Origin of the sequence: Cellulosimicrobium cellulans (assembly GCF_016907755.1) — a bacterium.
GTDB lineage: Bacteria > Actinomycetota > Actinomycetes > Actinomycetales > Cellulomonadaceae > Cellulosimicrobium > Cellulosimicrobium cellulans_D.
The window spans coordinates 3,877,576-3,890,001 of the sequence record NZ_JAFBCN010000001.1; the positions used below are offsets into that span (position 1 = coordinate 3,877,576).

The 12,426-nt window shown below is 71.8% G+C and carries 9 protein-coding genes; all 9 read right to left on the reverse strand.

Annotated features, from left to right (window positions below):
- Positions 1-3: 3 nt before the first annotated feature.
- Positions 4-729, reverse strand: a complete 726-nt coding sequence (locus tag JOE63_RS16835; protein WP_087469582.1) for an ABC transporter ATP-binding protein — start codon at positions 727-729, stop codon at positions 4-6.
- A gap of 1 nt (position 730) precedes the next feature.
- Positions 731-1,600, reverse strand: coding sequence for an ABC transporter permease (locus JOE63_RS16840; protein ID WP_087469583.1), 870 nt, complete (start codon positions 1,598-1,600; stop codon positions 731-733).
- Positions 1,597-3,615, reverse strand: a complete 2,019-nt coding sequence (locus JOE63_RS16845) for a glycosyltransferase (protein WP_087469584.1) — start codon at positions 3,613-3,615, stop codon at positions 1,597-1,599. Before JOE63_RS16845 ends, JOE63_RS16840 begins: the two co-directional genes overlap by 4 nt.
- Complete coding sequence (glf, locus tag JOE63_RS16850; RefSeq protein ID WP_087469585.1) at positions 3,612-4,799, reverse strand: UDP-galactopyranose mutase; 1,188 nt, start codon at positions 4,797-4,799, stop codon at positions 3,612-3,614. The genes JOE63_RS16845 and glf overlap by 4 nt, the downstream gene beginning before the upstream one ends.
- Positions 4,800-4,919: 120 nt before the next feature.
- Positions 4,920-6,944 carry a DUF6541 family protein gene (locus tag JOE63_RS16855; RefSeq protein ID WP_087469586.1) on the reverse strand — a complete coding sequence of 675 codons (2,025 nt, stop codon included), beginning with the start codon at positions 6,942-6,944 and terminating at the stop codon, positions 4,920-4,922.
- Positions 6,937-7,782: a glycosyltransferase gene (locus JOE63_RS16860; protein ID WP_167550994.1), complete on the reverse strand. Its 846-nt coding sequence runs from the start codon at positions 7,780-7,782 to the stop codon at positions 6,937-6,939. The genes JOE63_RS16855 and JOE63_RS16860 overlap by 8 nt, the downstream gene beginning before the upstream one ends.
- A complete protein-coding gene (locus JOE63_RS16865) occupies positions 7,779-8,738 on the reverse strand; it encodes a glycosyltransferase family 2 protein (RefSeq protein ID WP_204542707.1) in 960 nt (319 codons plus the stop codon). Before JOE63_RS16865 ends, JOE63_RS16860 begins: the two co-directional genes overlap by 4 nt.
- A 137-nt stretch (positions 8,739-8,875) precedes the next feature.
- On the reverse strand, positions 8,876-10,186 hold the full coding sequence (locus JOE63_RS16870; RefSeq protein ID WP_204542709.1) for a nucleotide sugar dehydrogenase: 1,311 nt from the start codon (positions 10,184-10,186) through the stop codon (positions 8,876-8,878).
- Positions 10,187-10,306: 120 nt separating this feature from the next.
- The gene (locus tag JOE63_RS16875) at positions 10,307-12,394 is read right to left on the reverse strand and encodes an acyltransferase family protein (RefSeq protein WP_204542711.1); all 2,088 of its coding nucleotides are present in this window, start codon (positions 12,392-12,394) and stop codon (positions 10,307-10,309) included.
- Positions 12,395-12,426: the final 32 nt, after the last annotated feature.

Sequence of the window (12,426 nt, forward strand, 5' to 3'; positions counted from 1 at the left end):
CCGCTACGCCGCCGCCCGCAGGAGGTCGACCATGTCGTGGCTCGGGCCGTCCGCACGCACGCGGCCGCCCTCGAGCAGGATGCCGCGATCGCACAGGTCGGCCACCATGTCGAGGTCGTGGCTCACGATGACGAGCGTCTTGCCCTCGTCGCGCAGGCGCCGGACCCGTGCCAGGCACTTCTTCTGGAAGGGCTCGTCACCGACCGCGAGGATCTCGTCGATCAGGAACACCTCCGGGTCGGAGTGCACCGCGACCGCGAAGGCGAGCCGCAGGAACATGCCGGACGAGTAGAACTTGACCTCGGTGTCGATGAACCGCTCGATCTCGCTGAACGCGACGATGTCGTCGAACAGGCGGTCGATGTCCTCCTCGCGCATCCCGAGGATCGCCCCGTTGAGGTAGACGTTCTCCCGTCCCGTGAGGTCCGGGTGGAAGCCCGCGCCCACCTCGATGAGACCCGCGACGCGCCCGCGGGTGCGCACGGTGCCCTGGTCGGGACGCAGCACGCCCGAGATGAGCTTGAGGAGCGTCGACTTCCCGGACCCGTTGAACCCGAGGAGCGCGACCGTCTCGCCCTCCTCCACGGTGACGTTGACGTCGTCGAGCGCGACGAAGTCGTCCGCGAGGCGCTGGCGGCGGATCGCCGACATCGCCAGCTCCTTGAGCGAGCGGTTGTGCCGCAGCGTGAACTGCTTCCGGACGTCCCGGATCTCGATGCTGGTGGTCATCTCAGAGCTCCTGGGCGAAGCGCCCCTCGAGGCGCCGGAAGACGGACTGTCCCGCGAGGAGGAGCAGCAGGGCGATGCCGAGGCCCGCCCAGCCGAAGACCCACATCGACGGAGGGAGCGCCACGTCGGGCGACGTCGTGCCCGGGTACCAGAACGCGTAGTGGAAGAGCTCGACCGCGCCGGTGAGCGGGTTGAGCTGGTAGATCGTGAACAGCCACGACGGGAGGACGTCGTGCACCGCCTCCCACGGATAGAGGACGGGCGAGAGCCACGTGGCCACCATGACGATCAGGTCGACGAAGTTCTCCGCGTCGCGGTAGAAGACGTTCACCGCGCCGAAGAGCAGCCCGAGGCCCAGGGACAGGACCGCCACGATCGTGAACCCGAGGAGCCCCGCCCCCAGCTCGGCCGGGTTGGGCCGCCACCCGAAGATGAGCGCGCCGACCAGGAGGACGAGAAGCTGGGGCAGGAAGTGCACGGCCGAGACCCACAGCGACGAGACGGGGAAGAGCTCGCGGGGCAGGTAGATCTTCCGGATGAGCGGAGCGTTGCCGACGATCGACCGCGTCGCGTTCGAGAAGCCCTCGCCGAAGAAGTTGATGACGACGATGCCCGAGAACAGGTAGACCGCGTAGTCCTCGATCCCCTTGTTCAGACCGAGGAACAGGCCCAGCGCGAGGAAGAAGACGACGAACTGGACTGCAGGCTTGACGTACGACCACAGCATGCCCAGGACGGAGCCCCGGTAGCGGACCCGGACCTCCTTCTTGACGATGAGCCGGAGGAGGAAGCGGTTCCGGACCACGTCCACGAGTCCGTGGCCACGACCAGGCTCGACCAGAGGCCGCTCGGTCACGACCGTCTGGCTCATCGTGGCATCGGGGGGTTCTCGTCGAAGGTCTTCTCCCACGCCTCGACCGAGGTGATGCGCGGCAGAGCCTCGCGGTAGGTCGAGCGCAGGTCCGCCCACCGCGCGAACAGCTCCGCGTGCAGGCGCACCCCCTCGGCGAGCATGCTCCGGACCTTGCGCGGGTCACGCTTGTGCCACGACGCACCCGTGCCCTCGGCGTTGGAGACGATGGCGCTGTCGTACTGCGAGAGCCGCCACCACCGCGCGTCCTGGTGCGGGACGATCGTCTGCGGCTGGTCGACCAGCTGCGGCTCGACCGGCTTGCCGACCTGGCGGATCACGGTCTTCGCCGCCCAGGGGACGAGGGTGAGGCGGTTGGGGACCTGGACGCCGCGGCCCCTGTTGCGCGGCTTGCTGGGCGCGGGCGGCGGGAAGGCGTCGAGGTCGGGCTTGTACTGCGCGTCGGTGAACTCCGCGACCATGCCGCGGATCTCCGGGAGCTTCGTCCCGATGACGCCGTGGAGGGCGTCGGGGCCCTCCAGGACGTCGCGCATGGCCATGAGACGGCCCTGCTCGGAGTAGTACTGCATCGAGATGAGGTGCTTGACGTCCATGTACGAGGACTCCCGCAGGACACGCCCTCCACGCTCGTAGAGCGAGTAGAGGAGAGTCGTGATGAGGCGGTTGCGCTCGTGGAAGTACGCCTGCCAGCCCACCAGGTCGTCCTTGTCGGCCCACGAGACGTGCCACACCGCGGCACCGGGGAGAGACACCGTCGGGTACCCGTGCGCACGCGCGCGGAGCCCGTACTCGGCGTCGTCCCACTTGATGAAGACGGGAAGCGAGAGGCCGATCTCACGGATGACCGAGGTCGGGATGAGGCACATCCACCAGCCGTTGTAGTCGACGTCGACGCGCCGGTGCAGCCACGGCGTCGACCGGAGGCCGGCGCCACGGAAGTCGTGGCCGTTCTCCATGTCCTTGTGCGGCAGACCCGGCTGGATCCGCCACGGCTCGACGATCTCGCCGAACGTGTGCAGCGTCGAGCGGTTGTACATGTCGAACATGTGTCCGCCGACCAGGGTCGGCACACGGGTGAAGTCGGCGAACGTGACGAGGCGCACCACGCTCTCCGGCTCGAGGACGATGTCGTCGTCGAGCAGGATGACGTAGTCGCTCTTCCCCGCCTGGAGCGTCTCGTACATTCCTCGCGAGAAGCCGCCGGACCCCCCGATGTTGCCCTGCTCGACGATCCGGAGCTGGTCACCGAGCTCGGCCGCGACGTCGTCGAAGCCGTCCTCGTCGCGGACGCGCTTCGTCCCCTGGTCGACGACGATGAGCTCGTCGAGGACCTCCCGGACCTCGGGGCTCTCCGCGACGGTCCGGATCGTCTCCAGGCAGTAGTCGGCACGGTTGAAGGTCGTGATGCCGAGGCTGGTGCGTCCGTGACCACGCCCCGACTCGGGGACGGACCAGGCCGCCTCCACGAGATGGAGCTGCTCGGTGCCACCGATGAGGTCGAACCAGTACCAGCCGCCGTCGCCGAACTGGCCCAGCGACAGGTCCACCACGGTGCGCCCGTCGCCGGACACCGGGTGCGAGTCGACCCGCTGCTGCACGCCTCGCGCGTTGGAGCGGTACACCGTGACGGTGCCCGTTCCGCGCGTGCGCACGGTCAGCCGGACCGAGTCGACGACGGTCCACCGACGCCAGTAGCTGGCGGGGAAGGCGTTGAAGTAGGTGGCGAACGAGATGCGCCGACCCGGCCGCACGGAGATCGAGAACCGTCCGGAGATGTCCTGGGACCGGACCGACTCGGATGCCCGCGCTCCGAGGAGGTCGGGTCGCGCCTTGCCGCCCCAGATCGACTCGAGGTCGGTCGGGATCTGCTGTGCCCGGAGCTCGCCGGCCTCGACGTACAGCGGCAGCGAGTCCGAGTCGGCGTCGACGGGGAGGATGACCCGCTGGACCGTGCGGAAGCCCTCGCTCACGAGCCCGGTGCCGGTGACGACCGACGCGTCCGTCTTGACACTCATGCGTCCACTCCCCCGCTCTCGATGCCTGCGCCCTTGCCGAAGTGGGGCGCGAGCTTGTTGTCGACCATGGAGAGCGCGGCACCGATCGCCATGTGCATGTCCAGGTACTTGTAGGTCCCGAGCCGACCGCCGAACAGCACGTCCGTCTCGGACGCCGCGAGGTCGCGGTACTTGAGGAGACGCTCGCGGTCCCCTGCGGTGTTCACGGGGTAGTACGGCTCGTCGGCGCGCTCGGCGAACCGCGAGAACTCTCGCATGATGACCGTCTTGTCGGTCGGGTAGTCCCGCTCCGGGTGGAAGTGACGGAACTCGTGGATCCGCGTGTACGGGACGTCGGCGTCGGCGTAGTTCATGACGGAGGTTCCCTGGAAGTCGCCGACCGGGAGCACCTCCTCCTCGAAGTCGAGCGTGCGCCACGAGAGGTCGCCCTCGGCGTAGTCGAAGTACCGGTCCACCGGCCCCGTGTAGACCACCGGGACGTTCCCGACGACGTTGCCCTTGCTGACGGGCTGGGACTCGTCGAAGAAGTCCACGCCGAGCCGGACCTCGATGTTCGGGTGGTCGGCCATGCGCTCGAGCCAGGCGGTGTACCCGTCGACGGGCAGGCCCTCGTGGGTGTCGTTGAAGTACCGGTTGTCGTAGGTGTAGCGCACCGGGAGGCGGGAGATGATCGACGCCGGCAGCTCGCGCGGGTCGGTCTGCCACTGCTTCGCGGTGTACTCGCGGATGAAGGCCTCGTACAGAGGTCGCCCGATCAGCGAGACGCCCTGCTCGTCGAGGTTCTCGGGCTTCTTGCCGCCGAGCTCCGCGGAGAGCTCCCTGACCAGCTCGCGCGCCGCGTCAGGACCATGCGACGAACGGAAGAACTGGTTGATCGTGCCGAGGTTGATCGGCATCGGGAAGACCTCGCCCCGGTGCGTGGTGTAGACGCGGTGGACGTAGCTCGTGAAGGCGGTGAACCGGTTGACGTACTCCCAGACCCGCTCGTTCGAGGTGTGGAAGAGGTGGGCACCGTACCGGTGCACCTCGATGCCGGTCGTCTGCTCGGCCTCGCTGTACGCGTTGCCGCCGATGTGCGGCCTGCGGTCGATCACGAGGACCTTCCGGCCGTACTCCTCGGCGATGCGCTCAGCGACGGTCAGACCGAAGAAGCCCGACCCCACGACGACAAGATCCGCGTCCACACACTCTCCTAGCCTCGACGAACAGCCGCCCAAGCCTACAAGGTCGTGCCATCCCGCCTCGACCGACGGGTCGGCCGGTCCACATCCCCACAAGACCTTCACCACCGCGGCGGCGACGTCTCAGCAGGCAGTGACCTCGTAGAGACGCGCCTCGCCCTCGGCAGCGACGAGCCGAGCGACGCCGGCCTCCTCGAGCCCCTCGAGGCCGGGGAAGCCGCCCTGACCGCCGTCGGACAGGTGCCTGCCCATGGCGAGCACGTAGCCGATCCCCAGGTCGTCGACCGCCTCGCAGACGGCCGGGTCGGTCAGGGCTTCGTTGAGCGAGGAGGCGACGAGCGCCCGGTCGGGGTCCATCACCATGCCCATGTGCGGGTAGATCGCCTCGCGGTCGGCGAGCGCCCACACCAGCGCGCTGCCGTCCCACGGGTCACCGGCGACGGACACCCCCTCCGGGACGATCTCGTCGAGGCGACCAAGGAGCCGCAGCTCGCGCGCGTCCACCAGGCCCGTCGACGTCGCCGCCTCGGGGTCCACCCGGTACGCGTGCGCCAGGTAGGAGAAGGACTCGCGGAACGTGGCCGTTCGCGGCAGCACCACGGAGACGAGCAGCCCCAGGACGACCGCGATCGCAGCCCCTGCCCAGGGCGAGACCCGGAGGCGGTCGGTGCCGCGGACGCGCCCCGCGGCGAGCGTGACGAGACGGGCCAGCCCGGCCACGGCGACGACCGTCAGGGGCACGCCGACCAGGGGCAGGAGGGCCGCGATGCGCTGGGGGTCGGCGTACCAGTAGCCGGTGAGGGTGCCGCGCAGCGGGATGTCGACCGCGCGCACGAGCAGGTAGAGGCCGGCCAGGATCGCGTAGGCGAACGGCAGCCAGCGCCACCGCGCGACGAAGAGCGCCGCGACGGCCCCGACGAGGACGAGCGCCCCGACCAGGATGTTCGGGGTCCCCGGGGAGAGGATCTCGGTCTCCGGGAAGTTGGGGGTGATCGACGGGTGCATGGCAGTCAGCCGCAGCACCTCGGCCGTGGCCTGCTCCCGGCCCGCGGTGACGGCCCACACGACCTTCCCGCGGAACCCGCTCACGAGCGGGAGCATGCCGAGCGCCCGGTACCCCGCCGCTACGACGAGGACGGTGACCGGCCACGGGAGCAGTGCGACGACCCATCCGCGCCCTCGGTGGCGGAGCCGGGCCGTCACCTGGACGAGCGCGTGCACCACCAGGGGGATCGCGACGAACCCGAGCGCGAAGACGCCGTTGGGCTGCGCGAAGGTGAGCGCGACCAGCCCGGTCAGCACGCCGGCGACGGCCGGGAGCCGCCCGCGGCCGTGCGTGCGGACCAGCGCGAGGACGCTGAGGGCCAGGACTCCGGGCAGGATCGCGTAGGAGAGGACGTTCGGGTACAGGAGCCCGAACGACAGGAGCCGGTTGGGGAACTGCGTCATCGCGAAGGAGAGCGGGACGACGATCCCGAGGAGGAGCGGGCGCGGGCCGAGGAGCAGTCGCCCGAGGGCCAGCATGCCGAGCGGCCAGACCACGCACGTGGTCGCGACGGAGACCCAGTTCGCCGCGACCGGGATCTCGGCCCCGGTGACCTGCACGACGAGGCTGACGAAGCCGTGCCACAGCCCCGGGTAGAAGGCCGTCGTGGCCTCGGGCTGCGTCAGGGTCATGTGGAACGACGAGGCGTCGCCGTTCTCGAGGATCATCCGGACCGAGTTCAGGTGGTACGGCGTGTCGAAGGTCTGCGCGACACGGTCGGGGCCCCCGATCGCCGCGGCGGTCCTGCGCACCTGGAGGGCGACGGCCACCAGCCCGGTGACGCCGACCGCGACGGCGACCGCGGCGCGTGTCCGGCCGCGGCGCAGCGTCCCCGTGCTCCGTCGGCCCGACAGGAGCCAGACGCCGTACCCGAGCGCGGTCACGACCGCGGAGCCGACCGCCACCCACGCGACGTTCCAGCCCACCCCGAGCTCGCCGAGCACGACCGCCGTCGAACCGACCACAGCGCCGGAGAGCGCGGGCGCCGCACCCCAGGCGACGAGGCCGCGCAGGCCGAGCCCGTAGGCGGGGCCGACTCCAGGGACGACGAGGACGAGCACCGCGACGAGCGCGGCGGGCCACGTGACGAGCCACTCACCCACGCCGACGCCCTCCCCGGTCTGCGAGGAAGGTGCGGTACAGGACGGTGCGCACCTTCTCCGGGACGAGACGGTACCCGCCCCGGACGACGACGTTGCGCACGGCCTGTGCCCGCGTCGTGAAGCCGAGGCGACGCATCCGGCGCTGGAGCTCGATCTCGGACCGCAGCAGGCGCGTCCCCCCACGTCGCGCGTACGCCCCGGCCCCGACCCGGTAGAGCAGCAGGGGCTCGGGGACGTTGCAGCCCCGAGCGCCGGCCGCGAGCATGCGCGCGAAGAGCCAGTAGTCCTCGAGCAGCGGGAGGTCGCGGTAGCCACCTGCGGCAGCCACGGCGGAGCGGCGGAAGACCACGGTCGGGTGGTTGAACGGCGAGTGGAAGCGGGCGCCGGTCGTGATGGCGTCGCTGGAGAGCGGCGGGACGCGCACGAGCCCCGGCTCGTCCTCGGAGACGAACTCCTGGATGGCGGACCCGACGATGTCGTACCCCTCGGCGACCAGCGGGACCTGGCGCGCGAACCGCTCGGGCCGGCACACGTCGTCCGCGTCCGTCCGCGCGACGATCTCGTGGCTGCAGCGGGCGAGCCCGGCCTCGAGCGCGAGCGCGAGGCCCACGTTCCGCTCGAGGCGGAGCACGGTGACGGCTTGCGCCGTGTCCTCGATCTCGGCGACGACCTCCGCGAGCGCGGGACCGACGGGACCGTCCTGGACGAGCACGACCTCGTCGGGCGGAAGATGCTGCTCCGTCGTCGCCGAGCGGTAGGCACGGCGCAGGTGCGCCGCGTCGTCGCCGTGGTAGACCGGGAGGAGGAGCGAGAAGGGCGGCGTCGACCCCGTCGTCATGCTGGCGTGCCCGGCCGCCCGCGACGCGCGTCGAGCGCGTCCACCTCCGCGGTCAGCGGTCCCATCGCGGCGAGCACCGTCGCGTTGCGGCGGGGCCGTCGGAGCACGCCGTCGCGCGCGCCCCGCAACGCCGCGGCGCGCAGGACCTCGCGGCGCTCCGAGCCGCTGAACGTGCGAGCCCAGCGGCGCAGCGAGGCGCCCAGGTAGAGGAACCGCTCCTCCGGCGAGAGCGAGGGCGAGCGCAGGAGCATCCAGAGCTTGTTCCGCACCTCGTAGTAGAAGCGCTCGCCCGGGTCGGCGTCCGTGGCCCCGAACGTCTTGGTCCGGTGCTCGACGACGGAGGCCGGCACGTGAAGGCCGGTCCCGCGGCGCAGCAGCCGCGCCGAGTACTCGAAGTCGTCGTTCCAGATGAAGTAGTCCGCGACGGGCAGTCCGTGGTGCCGGATCGCCCGCGCGTCGACCAGCATCGAAACGAACGAGGAGGACCGCACGGGAAGCGCCCCGGACTCCCGGGCCCGCGCGATCTGCTCCGCGGACGCTCCCGGGCGGCGGCGCGGCGTGTTCATCGGGTGGTCGCGGCCGTCGTGCCAGACGACGCGGCTCCCCAGCAGCGCGACCGGCCCCGGGTACGCCTCCCGCGCCGCGAGCAGCTCGGCGAGGGCCGTCGGAGTCGGGATCGTGTCGTCGTCCATCAGCCAGACGAGGTCCGCGCCGAGGGCCTCGACCGCGTGGGCCATGCCGACCGCGAAGCCGCCGGCTCCGCCGGTGTTCCGGGGCAGCTCGAGCACCTCCGCCCCGACGGGGTGCTCGGCCGCCACGACCGCCGAGTCGTCGTGGGACGCGTTGTCGACCACGACGACCGCGTCGAGCGGACGGGTCTGTGCGGCGAGCGCGTCGAGCGCCTCGACGAGCAGGTCACGCCGGTCGTAGGCGACGACGACCGCGGCGATTCGCATGGAGAACCTCGGGGATCGGGTGGATGGAGACGAGCGAAGGCGCTCGTGCAGGATAGTCCACCCGCAGCGGGTGGATGCGCAGGTCAGGAGGCCTGCAGGCGGCGTCCGGACGCCGTGCGGGAGGGCGCCCGCGCGGCTCAGGCCCCGTCGGGGGCATCGCCCCGCCCCAGCACGACGCGCGGCACCCCGGCCCAGCGCCCGGCGTCCGTGACGCCCCGACCGTCGACGACGAGCCGCGCCCCCGGCACGCTCTCGCGGCCGACCTCACGGTACTCGGCGTGGTCGGTCTGGACCACGACGACGTCGGCCTCGTCGCCCAGGTGGAAGGGAGCGAAGCCGAGCGCGGCGAGCTCGGCGTCGGAGTAGAGGGGATCGTGCACGCGGACCGACGCGCCCCGCGCCTCCAGGGCCTTCACGGTGGCGAAGACCCCGGAGAACGCCGTCTCCTTCACCCCGCCGCGGTACGCGGCGCCGAGCACGACCGCGTCCAGACCGTCGAGCGACCCCAGGAGGTCCGCCGCACGACCCACGACGCGTTCCGGCATGGACGCGTTGACCGCACGGGCCTCGCGCACGATGGACGCGTCCGGGTCGACCGACAGGTACAGGCGCGGGTACACCGGGATGCAGTGCCCTCCGACGGCGATCCCCGGACGGTGGATGTGGCTGTACGGCTGGGAGTTGCTCGCGTCGATCACCGCGTGCACGTCGATGCCCTGCCTGTCGGCGAACAGCGCGAACTGGTTCGCGAGACCGATGTTGACGTCGCGGTACGTCGTCTCGGCGAGCTTCGCGAGCTCGGAGGCCTCCGCCGAGCCGAGGTCCCAGACCCCGTTCGGGCGGTCCAGGTCGGGACGGTCGTCGAAGTCGAGCACCGCCTCGTAGAACTCCCGCGCCTTCTCCGCCCCCTCGGGCGAGAGCCCGCCGACCAGCTTGGGGTACTTGCGCAGGTCCGCGAACACGCGACCGGTCAGCACGCGCTCCGGGGAGAACACGAGGTGGAAGTCCTCGCCCTCCACCAGGCCCGAGATCTCCTCGAGCATCGGCTTCCACCGGTTGCGGGTGGTGCCGACGGGGAGCGTCGTCTCGTACGAGACGAGCGTCCCCGCCGTCAGGTGCTCCGCGAGGGACCTCGTCGCGGCGTCCATCCACCCGAAGTCCGGCGCCGCCGTCTCCTCGTCGACGAACAGCGGGACCACCAGCACGACGGCGTCGGCACCCGGGATCGCCTCGGAATAGTCGGTGGTCGCGCGCAGCCGGCCGGCCGGGACCAGCTCCGCGAGCTTCTCGGCGAGGTGCGCCTCGCCCGGGAACGGCTCCCTGCCCTCGTTGACCGTGGCGACCGTACCGGCGTTGACGTCGACTCCGATCACCTCGTGTCCCTTGGACGCGAACTGGACGGCCAGGGGAAGGCCGATCTTCCCCAGGGCGACGACGGCGATGCGCATCGAGTGTTCCTTCCGGCGAGCGGGTGGTCGGTCCGGCAGCGTCTCCCGGATCGGGGGACCGCGACGGTGTCGTTCAGCGTCGAGCGGTCGGACCACCGTGCAGGATACGCGAGGCGAGGGTCACCGCGGCAGCAGCGCGAGGACCTCGGGACCCAGCACCTCGCCGAGACGCGCCGCCATCGTGGCCGTCAGGTGCGTCCCGTCGCGGTACACCAGGGTGTTGTCGATGATCACGGGGCACGCCTCCGGGTTGCACAGGTACTCGTCGAGGTCGACGAACCGCGCCCCGGCGGCCCCCGCCGCGGCTCGCTGCCCCTCCTGCACGACGACGTTGCGCACCTCGACGCCCAGGTCGCACGCCGCCGCGTCCTGCACGTGGTCGGAGAGGCACACGCCGGGCGCCGTCCCGGGCGTCGGGGTGTCCCCCACCACCAGCACCTGGGTCGTCGACGGGAGCGCTCGGAGCGTCCGCCCGAGAGCCTCGCCCCACTCGTCCGCGCCGAAGCGCGCGCCGTCCGCTCCGCCCGACTCGCCCGCGTAGTCGGCGACGACCACGACCGCGGGCGGATCGGTCCGCAGCAGATCGAGCACCGCCGCCCGCCACGGCGGGCACGTCGGGTAGGGCTGCCCCCTGCCCGTGACCACACCGAGGTCCGACGCCGGACAGCCGCTCTTGGTCATGACGTCCAGGCGGATCGAGCCGGCGTCCGCCAGCGGGCTCAGCGCAGGGACGAGCTGGCTGGCGTGCGAGTCGCCGAACAGGACGACCCGCGGAGCCGCCGGGTCGGCGCCGTAGACGCACGACGAGCGGGGCTCCTGCTCGGACGCGTCGAGCTGGCAGCCGTCCTCGTAGACCACCGGAAGGTCGTCCGCGGCCTCCGCGAGCGACGGCTCGAGGTTCGCGGGGACGACCGGCGTGCCGACGGGAGCGCGTCGCAGCTCGGTGGCCGTGACCACGGTCGCCGACGACTGCGGCGCGCGGTCCGCGCCCCAGACCGCCAGCCCGGCCGACGCGACGACGACGGCGGTCGCAGCGAGCACCGCGAGCCCCACCCTCCGCGGCCGGGCCGACCGCAGTCGCCGCGCCGTGCGGAACGGCGTCTCGACGAACCGGTACGAGAGCCACGCGAGCGGGACGCACGCCGCAGCGACGAGCAGCTGCCAGGGCAGCGGCACGGGCTCCGCCCGGCCGAGGATCGCCTGCGGGAGCGTCATCGCGGGCCAGTGGACCAGGTAGAGCGAGTAGGAGATCCCGCCGACCCAGACCATGGGCGAGCGCGCGAGCACCGCAGCCGGACCGCCCGGCCCGGCGCTCGCGCCGGCGAGGATCACGAGCGCCGTCCCCGCCACGGGGAGCACGGCCCACGGTCCGGGGAACGGCGTCGACTCGTCGAGCAGGAGGACCGACGCGACGATCGCCGTCAGCCCCGCCCACCCCACCGGGACGGCAAGGGACCGGCGCAGCACGGAGCCACGACCCACGACCGCCGCCACCAGGCCTCCGGCCGCGAGCTCCCAGGCCCGCGTGGGAAGGCCGAAGAAGGCCCAGGGCTGAGCCCGGACGGTCAGCACGAGGCACGCCACGAACGAGACCACGACGACGGCGCCCACCAGCACCGTCAGTACCCGGTGCGACCGCCGCAGGGCGAAGAAGCCCACGAGGAGCAACGGCCACACGAGGTAGAACTGCTCCTCGACCCCGAGCGACCAGTAGTGCTGGAAGAGGGACGGCGGATCGGTCTCGTTGAGGTACTGCGTCCCCCGGTACGCGAAGAGCAGGTTGGGCACGTAGACGGCGGTGGCGACGGCGTCGACGGCAGCTTCCCGGACGCGCACCGGTCCGAGCGTGAGCGCCGCCACCGCCAGGGTCACCAGGAGCACGGCGAACGACGCCGGCAGGATGCGGCGGGCGCGGCGGGCGTAGAACTCGGCGAACCCGACCCTCCCGCCGGTCTCGAGCGAGCGGAGCAGGTGGCCCGTGATGAGGAATCCCGAGATGACGAAGAAGACGTCGACGCCGACGTAGCCTCCCGGCAGCCAGGGCACTCCCGCGTGGTAGAGCACGACCGCACCGACCGCCACGGCCCGCAGACCCTGGACGTCCAGGCGGAACCGCTCGGCGGGCCGCTTCCCCTCCTGGGTGGCCGTGCTCGCCGGGGCGCTCCCGACGGGGTCGGCGGAGCGACGCGTGGAGGGAGACGGGTGCACGGGACGGGTGTGCTCTCTACGAGTGGACAGTG